The 19,176-nt window shown below is 39.5% G+C and carries 3 protein-coding genes; all 3 read left to right on the top strand.

Annotated elements, in window-relative coordinates:
• Positions 1 to 301 precede the first annotated feature (301 nt).
• The 3 genes from MAE_RS16665 to MAE_RS16655 are packed head-to-tail and all read left to right on the top strand — an operon-like array spanning position 302 to position 18,933.
• Positions 302 to 8,665: a non-ribosomal peptide synthetase gene (locus MAE_RS16665; protein WP_012266628.1), complete on the top strand. Its 8,364-nt coding sequence runs from the start codon at positions 302 to 304 to the stop codon at positions 8,663 to 8,665.
• A 15-nt stretch (positions 8,666 to 8,680) separates the two neighbouring features.
• Positions 8,681 to 15,061, top strand: a complete 6,381-nt coding sequence (locus tag MAE_RS16660) for a non-ribosomal peptide synthetase (RefSeq protein ID WP_012266627.1) — start codon at positions 8,681 to 8,683, stop codon at positions 15,059 to 15,061.
• Positions 15,058 to 18,933 (top strand): non-ribosomal peptide synthetase, encoded by a 3,876-nt coding sequence (locus MAE_RS16655; protein ID WP_012266626.1) that lies wholly within the window; start codon positions 15,058 to 15,060, stop codon positions 18,931 to 18,933. The genes MAE_RS16660 and MAE_RS16655 overlap by 4 nt, the downstream gene beginning before the upstream one ends.
• Positions 18,934 to 19,176 lie beyond the last annotated feature (243 nt).

The following is a 19,176-nucleotide window of genomic DNA, read 5'->3' as shown; positions in this document are numbered from 1 at the left end:
AATCCCACTCGTCAGAGACGGGAATTATCGCTTTAAGGGAACTGGGAACGGGGAAAAAGCATTGTACCCCATGACTCTGAATACCGCCATCAACTACTATTTAGGGAAAAGGTTAAGTAGTCGGACATAAATTCTGTTGTCTATCTTAAGAAATGTAAATTGCCGCAATTCTTACTGACTCCTGACTTGAAAGTGGCAAGTGGCAAGTGGGGAGAATACACAAAAGCTGTCTCCTGTCTCCTGTCTCCTGACTCCTTACCCTACAGTTAACTTTACTTTTGTCCAACTACTTAGAACAGCAATGGAAGCACATCTGGTTTCAATTGATTACCAAATTCGGCAACTTCAAGAAATAGATCCAGTAACTACTCTATTTGGTAATGTAAGTCAGAATAAAACCGGGGAGCAAGATAGCGTTATTGAAGTTATCTCTACAGATTTACAGGAAAAAATCAACAGTTTAACTGCAAATAATTCCGTTAATAAATTAGCATTTCATCTGGCTGTTGTCCAGGTTTTAATGTTTAAATATACTGCTCAAGTCGAGTTTGCCACGGCTACAGCAGCTTTGAATACAGAAAAATTAGATAGCCTGATATTTTGCCGATTCAATCAACAGAATTTTAGTTCATTTAAAGATTTACTAAGAATCATTCGTAAAGATTTACAAGAAGGATATCGCCATCAAAACTATACGCTGGATAGTTTGGTCAAAACCTTGGCAGCAAGAGGAGGAAATCTAGAGAATATTTTTGACGTTGCTGTGATCAAAGAAGGGCTGTGCGCCGACATTTCTTCCTTAAATCGGTTTCAATTAGTTTTTGCCATAGCAGCGGATGATAGTGGTGTTTCTGTCACTTTTATTCAAGATAAATTTCCCAGAGATTTTGTCGAGAGAATGCTAGGACATTACCAGAAAATCTTAGAAACAGTGACGAGTAATCCCGATATAGATTTGTCAGAAATTGATATATTAACGACAAAAGAACGAGAACAATTGCTGAGAGATTGGAATGATACGGCCATTCAATATCCTGAAAAGCAATGGATTCATCAGCTATTTGAAGAGCAAGCCAAACTTTACCCTGAGAGAGTGGCGGTCATTTTTGAAAATCAAGAATTAACTTATCAAAAATTAAATGAAAAAGCCAATCAACTTGGTCATTACCTACAAAAATTAGGAGTAAAACCAGAGGAATTAGTAGGAATTTATCTAGAGCGTTCCTTAGAAATGGTAGTAGGATTATTGGCTGTTTTGAAGGCCGGAGGAGCTTACGTCCCCTTAGATCCTAATTATCCTCAAGAACGCCTAAGTTATCTATTAGAAGATACTGGGGTAAAAGTGATCATTACTGCGGAATCGCTGCGGGGATTGTTGGGGGAATACCGGGGAATTGTTGTTGCTTTGGATACAGATTGGCCAGCAATTTCTCAAGAAAGTCAGAACAATTGTGACAGTGGCGTAACGGGGGAAAATTTAGCCTATGTTATTTATACTTCGGGATCCACAGGTAAGCCTAAAGGCGTAATGAATAATCATAAGGGGATTAGGAATCGTTTGTTGTGGATGCAGGATACTTATCAGTTAACTAAGAGTGATGGCATTTTACAAAAAACCCCTTTTAGTTTTGATGTTTCAGTCTGGGAATTCTTTTGGCCCTTATTAGCCGGTGCAACCCTAGTGGTCGCTAAACCAGAAGGTCATAAAGATAGTACCTATTTAATACAATTGATCCAAAAGCAGCAAATCACTACCCTTCATTTTGTCCCCTCAATGTTGCGAGTGTTTCTGCAAGAACCAGAGCTAAAAGAATGTAGTTCTCTCAAGCGGGTTTTCTGTAGTGGGGAAGCTTTGTCATTAGACTTAACACAACGCTTTTTTGAGCATTTTGACTGTGAACTTCACAACCTCTACGGTCCGACTGAGGCGGCGATTGATGTGACTTACTGGCCCTGTTTGCCGGAGAATCAAAAAGCTCTAGTGAGTATTGGTCAACCAATTGCCAATACTCAGATTTATATTCTTAATCCGCACTTACAACCAGTTCCTATAGGGATTGTGGGAGAATTACACATTGGTGGCATAGGTTTAGCTCGTGGATACCTCAATCGTCCCGAATTGACGGCCGAGAAATTTATCCCTAATCCTTTTGCTAAGGTCGAAGGAGAAATAGGGGGAGAAATTAGGGCAAAATTATATAAAACGGGAGATTTAGCCCGGTATTTACCCGATGGAAATATTGAGTTTTTAGGGCGGATTGACCATCAAGTTAAGATTCGAGGTTTCCGGATTGAGTTGGGGGAAATTGAAGCTATACTCAGTCAACATCCAGCAGTTGAGCAAGCGGTAGTTATTGCATCGGAGACAGAAACAGGGAGTCAAACACTAATTGCTTATGTTGTGGGTCAGTCTCAAGAGGGGGAACTCTTGGCGACTTCAGAAAAAGGGCAATTATTCGATGAGCAAATCGAGCAATGGCAAAGCCTCTATAACCAAATTTACAGCCAAACATCGGCAGATTCTCAAGGGATATTTAATATTGTTGGCTGGAATAGTAGTTACACGGGGGAACCTATCCCGGTTGCTCAGATGCGAGAATGGCTAGATGATAAAGTTAAGGTTATTCTCGCTCAACAACCTAAAAAAGTTCTGGAAATAGGTTGTGGAACCGGGTTAATATTATTCCAAGTTGCTCCCCATTGCCAGTGTTATTGGGGAACCGATATTTCATCAGTAGCCTTAGACGATATTCAGCGAATTAATCAAGAAGGGCCTCAGCTAGAGCAAGTCAGGCTATTGCATAGCACAGCCGATAATTTTGAGGGTTTGGAGTCAGAAAGATTCGATACAATTATCCTTAACTCGGTTGTGCAGTATTTCCCCCATATAGATTACTTATTGCGGGTTTTAGAGGGAGCTATCAAGGTACTAACTCCGGGGGGGTGTATTTTCCTTGGAGATGTGCGAAACTTGCAACTCATGGAAGCTTTTCACGCTGATGTAGAACTTTATAAGGCTAACCCTGAGGATGCGATTAAGGATTTTAAACAGCGTGTACAGAGAAAAATTGAGCAAGAAAATGAGTTATTCATTGACCCGGATTTTTTTAGAGCAATTCAGTCCTATTTTCCTCAGATTACTGAAGTCGAGATTCATCTAGAGAGAGGTCAACACCACAACGAATTAACTCAATTCCGTTATAATGTTGTTCTGCGGATTGAAACGATTCTGGATTTTAGCACCGACTTTCCAGAATCAAACTGGACTGAACAGCAGCTGACTTTATCTGAGGTAAGAAATCAACTGGGGAAATCTGAGGGGTTAAGGGTGATAGGTGTCCCTAATTCTCGCTTGTTCGGACCTTTAAAAAGTGCGGAATTGTTGAGGAATTCTCAAGACTTTGGGACGACCGAGGAATTTAAAGCTATTAAATCGGAAATTATCCCAGAAAATGCCGTAGAACCTGAAGATTTTTCGGCTTTAGCTGAGGATTTATCCCTTTCGGTTTGGGTAACTTGGTCGGATACTCCAGACCGTTACGATGTGATTTTTGCCCCGCTGGAAAATTCCCGTAGAAATTACATCGCTTTTACCCCCACCCACACCGCAAAACCTGAATGGCAACTTTATGCAAATCACCCTTTAAGGTCTAAGTTAAACAGTAAACTGATTCCCCAACTGCGGAGTTATCTGCAAAACCAACTCCCAGAATACATGATACCTCATGCCTTTGTGCAATTGGATGCTATTCCTCTGACAAATAGTGGAAAAATTGACCGTCGCGCCCTACCCTCTCCAAGCTATAACAGTTTAAGGAATTCGGAGAATTTTGTAGCACCTTGTACCCCTCTTGAGGAAATTTTAGCACTGATTTGGGCTGAAGTTTTGGGCATCGAAGAGGTTGGTATTCACGATAATTTTTTTGAACTTGGGGGGGATTCGATTCGGGGCATACAAGTGATCGCTAAGGCGCGACAAATGGGTTTTCATTTTTCTTTACCCCAATTATTGCAACATCAAACCATTCAAGAATTGGCCAATTGCGTTAGCTATGAAATTGATACTTTAGGGACTGAAAAAACGGAAGTTTTTAGTTTAATTTCTCAAGAAGTTCGCCTCAATTTACTGGAGGAAGTGGAGGATGCTTATCCTCTAACTGCTCTACAATTGGGGATGATATTTCATAGTGAATATCAGGGGAATCTATCGGTGTACCATGATGTGTTTACCTATCATATTCGTGCTGATTTTAGTTTTCCCGCTTTACATAGTGCTATTCAGGAGATTGTCCAGCGGCATCCAGTATTACGAACCAGTTTCGCACTCTTTGAATATCAGGAACCCCTACAATTAGTTCATCGACAAATCGATGTTCCTTTAGGATTAGATGACCTAACCCATTTATCTACTTCTGAACAAGACACGGCTATTGATGATTGGATTGAGCGGGAAAAAATCCGCACTTTTGACTGGGATAGTCCTCCTTTATTTCGCTTTCATCTCCATCGCCGCAGTCAGGATAACTTTAACCTAACTTTCAGTTTTCATCACTCTATTTTAGATGGTTGGAGTGTGGCTTCGTTGCTCACAGAATTGTTACAACAGTATCTCTATCTTCTCGACAAAAAAGTTCTCCCTCTCTCTCCAACTCCTGCTCTTAGTTTTAGGGATTTTGTCGCCTTAGAAAAGAAAACTGTCCAATCGCCAGAATGCCAGAATTATTGGCAAGAAAAACTCAGAGATGTGACGCTGACTAAACTTCCTCAGTGGTCGAAATCTAATCAAGTTAATCAAGATTGGGATTGGTTAGTTCCTATATCTAGTCAGGTATCTCAGGGATTAAAACAACTCGGTAAACAAGTGGGAGTCCCCCTAAAAAGTGTTTTATTGGCGGCTCATTTTCGGGTATTAAGTTTACTGAATAATCAGAGGGATATTGTTACGGGTTTAGTCTCTAATGGACGGTTAGAAGCAGCCGATGGGGAAAAGATATTAGGTTTATTTTTGAATACTTTGCCCCTACGTTTAGAGTTATCTGGAGGACCTTGGAGCGATTTAGTTAAGCAAGCTTTTGATGTTGAAAGAGAATGCTTATCTTGGCGAAGATATCCCCTCGCTGAGTTACAAAAATCAGGTCAACCTTTGTTTGATACGGCTTTTAATTTTATTCATTTCCATGTTTATCAAGGTATCATCGGGGTGAAAGATTTAGAAGTCTTAGGAGGGAAGTTTTTTAATCAAACTAATTTTACATTGTTAGCTAATTTTAGTCTTCATCCCCTTTCATCTCAAATAGAACTTACCCTTAAATATGATGGGAATTATCTAGGGGAAAAGCAGATGGAGTTAATCGGAGGATACTACGAGAAAACTCTCATCGCTATGGCAACGGAAGGGTTAGAACGTTATGAAACTTGTTGTTTACTTTCTGAGCAAGAACAACATCAATTATTAAAAGAATGGAATGATACCGAGGTTCACTATCCCGATGGCTGTATTCATCAATTGTTTGAGGAGCAAGTTAAGCGCAGTCCTGATGCGATCGCTATTATTACAGAAAATGAACAATTAACCTACCGTCAATTAAACGAAAAAGCGAATCAATTAGGGCATTATTTAGGCAAAAAAGGGGTAAAAACGGAGTCTTTGGTGGGAATTTGCCTAGAACGGACCCCTGAGATGGTTATAGGGTTATTAGCCATTCTCAAAGCAGGGGGAGCTTATGTACCTTTAGATCCAGCTTATCCAACTGAACGCCTCAATGTTATCTTAGAAGATGCTCAAGTTTCCTTGTTGCTAACACAAGCAAAATTAGTAGAGAAATTAGGGAATTATCCAGGGAATCTGGTGATATTAGAGGCAGAAGCCAGAAATATAGCCCTAGAAAGTCCCGAAAACCTCTCTTTACCCGTAAGTTCCAGTAATACCGCTTATGTGATTTATACCTCCGGTTCAACGGGGAAACCAAAAGGGGTTGTCATTGAGCATCACAGCACCACAACCTTACTGAATTGGTCCAAGGAAGTCTTTAGCAGTGAGGAATTAGCGGGGGTTTTGGGAGCTACTTCTATTTGTTTTGATTTGTCAGTATTTGAACTATTTTTGCCCTTGGCTGTGGGGGGTAAGATTATTCTGGCCCAGAATGTTCTAGATTTGCCTAGTTTAAGTGCAGCCAAAGAGGTAACATTAATTAATACCGTACCTACAGCGATCGCTCAACTGCTGGAAATTGAGGCGATACCTGAGACTGTGCAAACGGTAAACCTCGCCGGAGAAGCTTTGTCTAATCAATTGGTACAGAAGCTTTACCAGCAGGAAAACATTAAGAATGTTTATAATCTCTACGGTCCTTCAGAAGATACCACTTATTCCACTTTTAGCTTAGTGCCTAAAGGACACCATGGACAACCGAGTATCGGCCGGCCTATTGCCAATACTCAAGTTTATATTCTGGACTCTTTTAAGCAACCGGTTCCTCTAGGAACTATTGGTGATTTATATATCGGGGGTAAAGGGTTAGCTCGATGTTATCTGAATCAACCTGAATTAACCGCCGAGAAATTTATCTCCAATCCGTTTAGTAATGAACCCAATGCCAAACTCTATAAAACAGGAGATTTAGCCCGATATTTACCCGATGGAAATATTGATTTTTTGGGGCGGGGTGATAATCAGGTAAAATTGCGGGGTTTCCGCATTGAATTAGGAGAAATTGAGGCAACTCTAGGGACTTATCCCCAAGTTAAGCAAAAGGTGGTGAAGGTTTGGGAAGACTCCTATCGGAATAAGAGATTAGTCGCTTATCTAGTAGGAGAAAATGGTCCGATAAATACTGAGGATTTGCGTCGTTTCTTGGGACAGAAATTGCCAGAGTATATGATTCCGGCTCTTTTTGTCTCCTTAGAAGCTCTCCCTCTGACTCCCAATGGAAAAATTGACCGTTCCAGTTTACCCCTCCCTGAGATACCTTGGACATCTGAGCAGGATTTTGTCCCCCCGCATACTCAGAAAGAAAAGATTTTGGCCAGTATTTGGCAAGATGTTCTCAGCATTAAACAAGTGAGTCGTTATGACCGCTTTTTTGAAGTTGGGGGCGATTCTATTCTCAGTATTCAGGTTGTCGCTCGCGCTCGTCAAGCCGGGTTGAAGATTACCCCTAAACAGATATTTGAATATCCTACTCTTGCTGAACTAGCTACAGTTGCCGATTATTCCACAGCCGAATTAGCTAAACAGGGTTTAGTGAGGGGTATTGTGCCTCTCACTCCCATTCAACTGTGGTTTTTTGAGCAAAATCGCGCTGAAATGCACCACTTTAATCAGTCTGTCCTCTTAGAAGTTCCCCATCACCTGAAAGCTGATTTGTTAGCTCAATCTCTGAGAAAATTAATTGAACATCATGACGCTTTGCGGTTACGGTTTACTGTGGAGGAAGGACAATGGCAACAAGTTAATGAAGGAATGCCGGAGGAAGTACCTTTTGAAGTGATTGATTTGTCTTCTATTCCTCAATCTCAGCAAAGGGAAACTCTCTTAGCAATGGCAACAACTCAACAGGCAAGTTTAAACCTCTCTACTGGACTATTAATCAAGGCGGTACTATTTGAATTGGCGCCCTATCAACCCAGTCGGTTACTGATTATTATTCATCACTTGGGGGTTGATGGTGTATCTTGGCGAATTTTGTTAGAAGATTTATTGATGACTTATCAACAGCTAGAAAGGGGGGAGAATGTAGAACTTCCACCTAAAACCATAGCCTTTCAGGATTGGGCGCTTCTCTTGAGGGATTATGGACAAGGGGAGAAAGCGAGAGAGCCATTAGACTATTGGTTAACTCAACCTTGGTTAGAGGCGAGAAATTTACCTGTAGATGACGAGGCTGGAAAACAATACAATACAGTAGCGACGGCAAATGATGTCACGGTGACTCTAGATGAAGAACAAACCCGCACCCTCTTGCAAAAAGTCCCCGCTGCCTATAACACTCAAATTAATGAGGTTTTGTTAACCGCTTTAGCAGAAACTTTGACAGAATGGACAGAAAATTTGACCATATCTCTTGATTTAGAAGGACACGGACGAGAAGATTTGTTCAGTGAGGTTGACTTATCGAGGACGGTAGGTTGGTTTACCAGTCTTTTTCCGGTTATTTTGCGACTCCCCCCCGAAAATCACCCCGGTGAGCGGCTCAAATCTATTAAAGAACAGTTACGAGCTATTCCTCACAGGGGAATTGGCTATGGAATTTCGCGATATTTGAGTGATGATGCTGATATTAAGTCTCAATTAGCTGAAATTCCTGCCAGAGAAGTTTTGTTTAATTATTTAGGTCAATTTGAGCAAGGACAATTGCAAAAAGGGGATTGGAAATTAGCGAATGAGTCTAAGGGGCCTAATCACAGTCTTAAGGGACATCGTAGTCATTTATTAGAGATTACGGCCAGAGTTATCGAGGGACAGTTACAAGTAAACTGGACTTATAGCGATCTCATCTATGAACGTTCGACGGTAGAATATTTAGGGCGCAGCTATAAAGAAGCTTTGCTGAAATTGATTGAGCATTGTTTATCTCCTGATGCTGGGGGTTACACTCCCTCAGATTTTCCAGTAGCACACTTGAATCAACAGGAATTAGACGATATTCTGGCAGAAATTGACTAATAAGGAGAATCTTTCATGGCAGACACAAAAAATCAACCCGCCAAAAATGTGGAGTCTATTTATCCTCTTTCCCCCATGCAGGAAGGGATGCTCTTTCATAGTCTTTATACTCCTGATTCAGGGATTTATTGTAGTCAAACTCTAATTACTCTGGAGGGAGAAATTAACCTTGCAGTTTTTAGGCAAGCGTGGGAAAAGGTTGTAGAGCGTCACTCGGTATTAAGGACTCTATTTCTTTGGGAAAAACGGGAAAAACCTCTGCAAATTGTGCGAAAAAAGGTTGATTTGCCTTGGGATTATCAAGATTGGCGCAATCTTTCCCCCACAGAACAACAACAACGTTTAGATTTATTGTTAGAAACAGAGCGTCAACAAGGGTTTGAACTAAAAGTTGCTCCTTTAATGCGCTGCTTGATGATTCAACTATCGGACCAAACTTATAAATTCCTCTGCAATCATCATCATATTATTCTGGATGGTTGGAGTATGCCTATTATTTATCAAGAAGTTTTAGGGTTTTATGAGGCAGGTATTCAAGGGAAAAGTTATCATCTTCCTTCACCGCGTCCTTATCAAGATTATATTGTTTGGTTACAGCAGCAAAACCCATCTATTGCTGAGAGTTTTTGGCAGCGAACTCTTGAAGGGTTTATGACTCCCACCCCCCTGAGGGTGGACAGACTCCAGTTAATGAAATCTGAAGGTAAGCCGACTTATAAAGAGTATAACTGTCATTTATCGGCTTCTCACTCCAAAGACCTGCAATCTTTGGCGCAAAAGCATAATCTGACCTTATCTACTCTAGTACAGGCCGCTTGGGCGATTCTTCTCAGTCGCTATAGTGGGGAGTCAGAAGTTTTATTTGGGGTTACGGTTTCTGGTCGCCCTCATGATTTATCAGGGGTAGAACATAGGGTAGGATTATTTATTAATACATTGCCGCTGCGAGTCTCCATCAGAGAATCAGATTTATTGCTATCTTGGTTACAGGAATTACAGCAAAAGCAAGCAGAAATTCAGGATTATGCTTATGTTTCTCTGGCTGAAATACAGAGATTAAGTGATATTCCACCGGGGGTTCCCCTGTTTGAGAGTTTGGTCGTTTTTGAGAATTATCCTAGAGAAGCGTTATCGAGAGATTCTCGTCAATCCTTAAGGGTTAAGGATGTGGAGAATTTTGAGGAAACTAATTATCCTTTGACGGTGGTTGCTATTCCTAAACAGGAGTTACTGATTCAGTTAGTCTATGATACTAGCCGTTTTACTCAGGATACGATTGAACGGATGGCAGCACATTTACAGACTATTTTAACAGGGATTGTTACTGATACTCGGCAACGGGTAACACAATTACCTATATTGACAACACAAGAGCAACATCAGTTATTAGTAGAGTGGAACAATACCGAGGCAGATTATCCTTTAGATAAGTCTTTACATCAATTATTTGAGGAACAAGTTGCACAGAATCCGCAGGGAATAGCGGTTATTTTTGAAGACCAAAAATTAACCTATCAACAGTTAAATAACCGGGGCAATCAGTTAGCTCACTGTTTACGAGATAAGGGTGTAGGTCCAGAAAGTTTGGTCGGGATTTTTATGGAGCGTTCCCTAGAGATGGTCATCGGTTTATTAGGGATATTAAAAGCCGGGGGAGCTTATGTACCTTTAGCTCCGGATTATCCTACCGAGCGCTTGGGGGATATCCTCTCAGATTCGGGGGTTTCTTTGGTGTTAACTCAGGAATCTTTAGGAGATTTTCTTCCCCAAACTGAGGCCGAGTTACTGTGTTTAGATAGGGATTGGGAAAAGATAGCTACCTATAGTCCAGAAAATCCCTTCAATCTAACGACTCCTGAGAATTTAGCCTATGTTATTTATACATCAGGTTCAACGGGAAAACCCAAAGGCGTGATGAATATTCATAGAGGAATTTGTAATACTCTGAAATATACTATTGGTCATTATAATATTACCTCTGAAGACCGCATTCTCCAAATTATTTCCTTGAGTTTTGATGGTTCAGTCTGGGAAATTTTTTCGTCTTTAATATCTGGTGCTTCTCTAGTCGTGGCTAAACCTGACGGGTATAAAGATATAGATTATTTAATAGATTTAATTGTGCAAGAACAAGTAACTTATTTCACTTGTGTTCCCTCAATATTGCGAGTTTTTCTGCAACATCCCAAGAGCAAATATTGCCACTATTTAAAACGAGTAATTGTCGGGGGAGAAGCCTTATCTTATGAACTCAATCAACGATTTTTTCAGCAGTTAAACTGTGAATTATATAACGCTTATGGACCAACAGAAGTAGCGGTTGAGACTACTATCTGGTGCTGTCAGCCAAATTCCCAAATTTCTATTGGAACTCCCATTGCTAATGCCCAAGTTTATATCCTCGACAGTTATCTCCAACCGGTTCCTATTGGTGTTGCTGGAGAATTACATATTGGTGGAATGGGTTTAGCGCGTGGATATCTCAATCGTCTGGAATTAACTCAAGAAAAATTTATTTCTAACCCTTTTGCTGAGGGGAAATTATATAAAACCGGAGATTTAGCTCGCTATCTTCCTGAGGGCAATATTGAATATTTAGGACGGATTGATAATCAAGTTAAGCTGAGAGGTTTACGCATTGAATTAGGAGAAATTCAGACGGTTTTAGAAACTCATCCCAACGTTGAACAAACTGTTGTGATTATGCGGGAAGATACCTTATATAATCAACGGTTAGTTGCTTATGTAATCAGAAAAAATTCTTTATTAACTCCTCAGGAGCTACGCCGTTTCTTACAGCAGCAACTGCCCGCTTATATGGTGCCTTCTGCCTTTGTCATGTTGTCGGATTTTCCCTTAAATAACAATGGCAAGATAGACAGGAAAAAATTACCTATCCCCGATGAGACATCAATTATTGAATCTGCTTATATAGCCCCAAGAAATGAAAAAGAAAGCCTCTTAGCTCAGATTTGGCAAGATGTTCTTCAGGTATCCAAAATAGGGGTTAGTGACAACTTCTTTGAGTTAGGAGGACATAGCTTAAAAGCTATTTCTCTAGTGAGTAAAATTCAGGAAAAGTTAGGGCAATCTTTGCCCATTAAACAAGTATTTGCTCATCCTACCATTGCTGAACAAGCAGCATTATTAAGCACTGTTACCCCTCTGACGGTAGCCACTATTCCCCTTGTATCTGCACAAGAAACCTACGAAACATCCCATGCTCAGAGACGTTTCTATGTCTTGCAACAGATGGATCTCAATAATGTAGCTTATCATATTGTTTCCACCCTCAAAATAGCAGGAGATTTTAGTCCAGATGTCTTTGAAAAAGCCATACAATTATTGATTTCCCGTCATGAATCCCTGCGGACATCTTTCATTTTAATTAACGGTGAACCACAACAGAAAATCCTGCAAAATCGTCCTTTTGATTGGGAATTTAAAGACTGGACAAATAAACCTGATGAAGAAATCCTAGAAACGATTGCAAAAGAGAGAAAACCGTTTGACTTAGAGAAAAGTCCCCTGGTGCGCTCTAAGATTTATAAACTATCTCCGAATGAATATATTTTAGAGTTAGAAATTCATCATATTATCTGTGATGGTTGGTCAATGAGTTTGTTAGCTAAAGAATGCTTACAATACTACTCTGATTTAGCCAAAGGATTACAGCCTAGTATAGAGCCATTGCCGATACAATATAAAGATTATGCAGGATGGCAAAATAATCTTTTAAGAAGCGAAAATAATTCAAAAAACCTAGATTACTGGCGGCAAAAACTGGACAATGGACAACTGACCAGAGTTCACTTACCGACAGACTTTAAACGTCCCCAAATAAAGACGTTTAAGGGTTCTCATTTAAGCTGGACATTTGACCGAGAAACGATTTCTAAATTAAGAAAAATTTGTCAGGAAAACGAAATCACCCTATTCATGGCATTGGTAGCGGCTGTCAAAATATTACTGTATCGCTACAGTGGTCAACATGATATTACTATTGGTACAGAAATCGCCACCAGAAGCCATCCTCAACTGCAATCTCTAATCGGTTTATTTCTCAATACCTTAGTTATTCGTGACCAAATTGAACCCGAAAAAGGCTACAAAAATCTACTCGCAAAGGTTCGTCAAACCGTTACCGAAGCCTTAGAACATTCCGATTATCCCTTTGATATTTTAGTAGAAAAATTAGCTGTTTCTAGAGAAATTAACCGCACTCCCTTGTTTGATATATTAGTCCTTCTGCAAAATTTTGATCAACCTGTAGGCTTGGAAAATATACAAATAAAATCTCTAGATTCCCTGACCCCGACCAGTAAGTTTGATCTATCTTTTGTGTTTAGTGAAGATCAGGAAAAACTCAGATTAGAGCTAATTTATAACACCGACTTATTCCAAGAGGAGAGGATGAAAAAATGTCTCATTCACTTCGATAAACTCTTGAATGAAATGCTATCTAACCCCGCCCAACCCGTCAAAGACATTTCTTTGTTATCGGAGGCAGAAACCGCTTTCATTGCCAATTTTATCAATCCTATTCCTCGCTTAGAAACCCGTACTATTATCCACGATTTTATTGACCAAGTTGCAGCCAAACCGGAGAAAACATCGATTATTTATCCAGGGGGTAAATTTAGCTATCAAGAATTACATGAACTAACTAACTTTTGGGCTTATGCCTTAAAAGAATTAGGCGTGGAAAAAGATAAGGTTTGTGGTGTTCTCCTAGAAGGAGATTATCGTCAGTTAATCGCCATGCTGGCAGTATTTAAAGCCGGAGGAATCTATTTACCTCTACGTTTAGATGAACCAGAGGAGCGCCGGCAACGCATGATGATTAAAACTAGCCCCGAAATTATCTTAGTTGCGGCTGAGAATTTAGAGGGGATTAAACCCCAACTATCCGCATTAGAAAAACCGCCTCATATCTTAGTGGTTAAGGCTCATAAAATTCAGCAATATCATCAGTGGAATGGCATGGATTATCAAGAGTTTCCTTGCCAATTAAGCAACCTGAAACCCGTTCTAGCTATGCCAGATGCTGATGATTCTAATTATATTATGTTTACTTCTGGCTCCACCGGTGAACCTAAAGCAATCTTAGGCAGTCACGGCAGCTTACGTCATTTCATTGATTGGGAAAAACGGGAATTTGGCATTAATGAAAGTTGGCGCTGTTTACAAATTGCTCAAATTAATTTTGATGCTTATTTGAGGGAAACCTGTGTGACTTTATGCTCAGGGGGAACTCTGTATATTCCAGAGAGTACAGAGCGAGAAGACTTAGAGCTTTTATTACTGCGAATAGGAGAATGGAAAATTAACTTACTACACACTGTCCCCTCGGTAATGCGTCTATTTTTAAAGATGGGGCGTGGTTTAATTAATGCACATAATCTCCTGAAAAGTTTGCGAATTTTTGTCTTAGGAGGAGAGCCTTTATTTGTGAAAGAACTGGCTGAATGGCATCAAATTTTTGGCTCTCAGACAGAATTTGTGAATATTTATGGGGCAAGTGAAACTACATTTGTTAAGCATTTTTATCGAATTCCTAACCCTAATAATATTCCCTATGAACGGGTTCCGGGTGGTCAAACTTTGCCAGATGCCGCTTATGCAGTGGTTGATGGAAATCGCGCCAGGGCAATAGGAGAAGTAGGAGAAGTGTTCGTTAAATCCCCCTATTTAACCAAAGGTTATTATCAAGATGAAAGCTTAACTCATTCAGTTTTTGTGCCTAATCCTTTGAATGGGGGGAGGGATATAGTTTATCGTACTGGAGACTTAGGCAGACTGCTTCCTGATCTAACTTTAGAAGTAATAGGACGCAGTGACAATCAAATTAAATTAAATGGGGTACGGATTGAATTAGGAGAGATTGAAGATGTCCTCAGTGGGATTGAGGGAGTAGAAAAAGCCTTAGTTATGGCTAATAAAAAGGAGGAATTAGTAAACGTAATTGCTTATTATCAAGCCGAGGATACAGTTCATCAGGAATATATTCGAGGTAAATTAAAGCAACTCTTACCGATTTATATGCAGCCTAGCTTTTTAATGCGGTTAGAAGCTTTTCCCTTGTTACCCAATGGAAAAATTCATCGTCTAGCTTTGCCAAAACCCGAAGAAAATATTACTAACTCAACTAACCAAGTCCCAGATTTTAATCCACAAGAAGCTTTATTAGCTTCCCTTTGGGGTGAGTTATTAGAAGCAGAAGTTAGTAACAGTAATCAGTCATTTTTTGAACTAGGAGGAAACAGTCTGAAGGCGATGCGCTTAGTGTCACAAATCCGTAATCAATTTGGAGTTTCTCTCCGATTACGGGAAATTTTTACCCATAATACTTTAAAAGAACAAGCTGTATTAATTCAATCCCGACAAAAACGATGATCAACTTACCACAATCTGACTCAATTAACCCACTGGAAAAACAAAAATATTACGAAGTCTCTCACGGTCAAAGAAGGCTTTGGATTTTGCAGCATATCAGCGAATCTTCTAGTGCTTATAATATTAGGCTTGCCATGAGAATTAATGGCAAGTTAGATGTTTCTATATTAACAGCAGCCTTTCAAGAACTGGTGAACCGTCATGAAATTCTCAGAACCACTTTTACCAGTGTTGGGGGCAATATTAAGCAAGTTATTCATGAGCAAATCCCCACAGAACAGTTAATCATTTTTAAAGATTTAAGAGAAGAAAAAGATGCTGAACTCTTGGCAGATGATTTAATTCAAGAGTCGGCAAATTTACCTTTTAGTTTAGAAAAGTTGCCCCTTATTCGGGTCTTATTGGTGCAGATTAAGTCAGAAGAATTTATCTTTGGTTTGACTGTCCATCATATTATTGGGGATGCACAATCACTTGATATTATCTTTCAAGATTTCTTTATATTATACTCTGCTTATACTCAACAAAAAAAAGCTGAATTACCCCCTCTTACTCTACAGTATAAAGATTATGCGGCATGGCAAAATCAGTGGTTAGAAAGTGAAGAAGTTAGAGAACAACATGAGTATTGGTGTGAGGTTTTTTCCGAACATCCCCCTATCTTAAACTTACCGATAGACTTCCCTCGACCTCAAGTAAAATCTTCTCAAGCGGCTTCCTACACTTATCAATTTAGTGAGAGTCTTAGCCAACAATTACAAACCTTTGCAACTCGAAATCAGACGACTCTATTTATTACCCTACTGACTTTCTTTAAAATATTACTCTACCGCCACACCGGCCAACGGGATTTAGTAGTTGGTATCCCTATTTCAGCACGAAATCATCCTGATTTAGAAAACCAGATCGGGTTTTATGTTAACACCTTGGCTTTGAGATCTTTATTACCAGAGGGAGTAACTTTTAAGCAAGTCTTAGGGGAAGTAACTAACACCTGTCTTGATGCTTATGAATATCGTGATTATCCTTTTGATAAATTAGTATCCGCTCTCAATTTAGAACGTGATTTGTCCAGAAATCCCTTATTTGATGTCATGTTTTCTCTACTGGGTAAAGAAAGCAAAACTGTCTTAAAAATTCCTGGTTTGGAACATCAACCTTATCCCTTAAAACCACGCATGGCTCAATTTGATATGACTTGGAGCTTCTTTGAAGATAGTCATAATCTTACATTAGTGATCGAATATGAGCCAGATTTATTTTTGCCTGAAACCATCGCCAGAATGAACGGTCACTTTTTACAAATTATTAAAAGTGTAATTCAGAATCCCGATTGTAAATTATCTGAGATTAATTTATTAACCCCTGAAGAACAGCATCAATTACTAATAGAGTGGAATCAAACCGAAGTCGCTTATTCTCAACAGTGTTTGCACCAGTTATTTGAAGAAAAAGTTAGAGATAATCCCGAGGCAATAGCTCTTATTTTTGACGGCGAAAAATTGACCTATCGAGAGTTAAATAATCGAGCTAATCAAGTCGGTCACTATTTAAAAGAAAAAGGCGTAACTTCAGAAGTATTAGTGGGGATTTTTATTGAGCGTTCTTTTGAGATGATCATCGGAATATTGGGAATTATTAAAGCCGGGGGAGCTTATGTTCCTTTGGCTCCTAATTATCCCCCTGAGCGCTTGGATTATATGATATCTGATTCGGCGATTTCTCTGTTGTTAACTCAGCAATCTTTAGTTCAATTTCTGCCCGAAAATCAAGCCGAAATACTGTGTTTAGATACAGATTGGTTAAAGATAGCTAATTATAGTCAAGAGAATTTGACCTCTCCAGTTAAACCAGAAAATTTAGCTTATGTTATATACACTTCGGGTTCAACGGGAAAACCCAAAGGTGTGATGAATATTCATAGAGGAATTTGCAATACTCTAAAATACAATATTGACAATTATAATCTTAACTCTGAAGATCGCATTCTCCAAATTACTCCCTTTAGTTTTGATGTTTCAGTTTGGGAAGTTTTCTCATCTTTAACATCTGGTGCTACCCTAGTCGTGGCTAAACCTGACGGGTATAAAGATATAGATTATTTAATAGATTTAATTGTGCAAGAACAGGTAACTTATTTCACTTGTGTTCCCTCAATATTGCGAGTTTTTCTGCAACATCCCAAGAGCAAAGATTGCCACTGTTTAAAACGAGTAATTGCCGGGGGAGAAGCCTTATCTTATGAACTCAATCAACGATTTTTTCAGCAGTTAAACTGTGAATTATATAACGCTTATGGACCAACAGAAGCCGCCGTTGATGCTACTGTCTGGTGCTGTCAGCCAAATTCCCAGTTAATTCCTATTGGACGTCCCATTGCTAATGCCCAAGTTTATATCCTCGACAGTTATCTCCAACCGGTTCCTATTGGTGTTGCTGGAGAATTACATATTGGTGGAATGGGTTTAGCGCGTGGATACCTCAACCAACCTGAATTAACGGCTGAAAAATTTATTCCTCATCCTTTTGCTCAGGGGAAATTATATAAAACGGGGGATTTAGCTCGCTATCTTCCTGATGGAAACATTGAATATTTAGGGCGGATTGATAATCAAGTCAAGCTGAGAGGTTTACGCATTGAATTAGGAGAAATTCAGACGGTTTTAGAAACTCATCCCAACGTTGAACAAACTGTTGTGATTATGCGGGAAGATACCTTATATAATCAACGGTTAGTTGCTTATGTAATCAGAAAAGATACTTTATTAACTTCCCAGGATTTGCGTCGTTTCTTACAGCAGAAATTACCCGTTTACATGATCCCTTCTGCCTTTGTCATGTTGTCGGATTTTCCCTTAAATCCTAATGGGAAAATAGACGTTCATAAATTGCCTATACCGGATGAGACTTCTCTAGTTGAATCACCCTATTTAGCCCCCCGCAATTCAACGGAAACTATCTTAGTAAGCCTTTGGCAACAACTTCTACAAGCTGGCAAGATAGGGGTTAATGATAACTTCTTTGAGTTGGGGGGTCATTCCTTACAAGCTATGAATCTTATGGCTTTAATTTATGAAAAAATGGCCATAGAAATTCCTTTATCAATGATTTATGAAAAGCCAACAGTAGCCGAATTAAGCGATTATATTATCTATGCTCAGGAGATGAATATTCAACCGAAAGAACGTCCTTATGTGGTGTTTAATAAGGAGCAAGAAAAGGCCGTCTTTTTATTTCCACCCGCCCTTGGTTTCGCTGCTGCTTATGCCAATTTAGCAGAGTATCTAACGAATTATGCTATTTATACTTTCCGGTATATTAGCGATGAATTAATGTTAAAAAAATACGCTGAATTAATTGAGGATTTGGCTCAGAATCAAGATATAAAATTAATGGGACATTCCGCCGGCGGATTTTTAGCGATGTTAATGGCGCAACAATTAGAAAGTCGAGGGAGAGTTGTTTCTGATGTCATTTTACTGGATACTTACAGAGGAGGACGTGAGGCTAAAAAAGCTGATATGTCAGAGATTCAAGAAGGGGTTGATGCTTTCTTATTAAATCCCAAACGTCAGGAATTAAGAGGTTACTTTTTAGAAAATCAAAAACTCCGCAATCGCACTTATAATCAAGTGTGGGAATACTTTAATTTTCTTTGGAATTCTGACTTAAAAAATGTACAAATTCAAGGGACTATTCATTTGATTCGTGCTGAGGGAAACTATGAAGCTCAAGATGATTGGACACAAGCAACAAAAGGAGAAAGAATCAATCATTATGCCACTGGTATTCATCGTGAAATGATTGATCCTCCTTATCTTCCCAAAAACGCTCTGATTATTAATAGTATTCTCAACCCAAAACAGTCGTAACCGTTGAGGGGGGGGACGAAATCGGGCAATCTGAGAGACATGGATGAGCAGTACCTAGGGTCTGCTGAAAAAGTTTTTTCAGCAAACCCTAATTAGGGTTAGCTGAATAAATCTAAAAACCTTGTTGGGTAAGACTTTTAGACTTTTTGTCAATCAAAAAGTACCAGATATGGGAGTGGTCGGGGGGAAAATTCCGGGACTTTTTCCCTGAAAATTAGGTAATTTACCCGATGAAAATGGGTA

The organism is Microcystis aeruginosa NIES-843, from assembly GCF_000010625.1.
GTDB lineage: Bacteria > Cyanobacteriota > Cyanobacteriia > Cyanobacteriales > Microcystaceae > Microcystis > Microcystis aeruginosa.
The sequence above is the reverse complement of the archived record's forward strand: the minus strand, read 5'-3'. Positions and strand labels throughout refer to the sequence as shown.

Coding starts and splice junctions, on each gene's coding strand:
- MAE_RS16665 (WP_012266628.1), top strand. CDS start 302: ATGGAAGCACATCTGGTTTCAATTGATTACCAAATTCGGCAACTTCAA.
- MAE_RS16660 (WP_012266627.1), top strand. CDS start 8,681: ATGGCAGACACAAAAAATCAACCCGCCAAAAATGTGGAGTCTATTTAT.
- MAE_RS16655 (WP_012266626.1), top strand. CDS start 15,058: ATGATCAACTTACCACAATCTGACTCAATTAACCCACTGGAAAAACAA.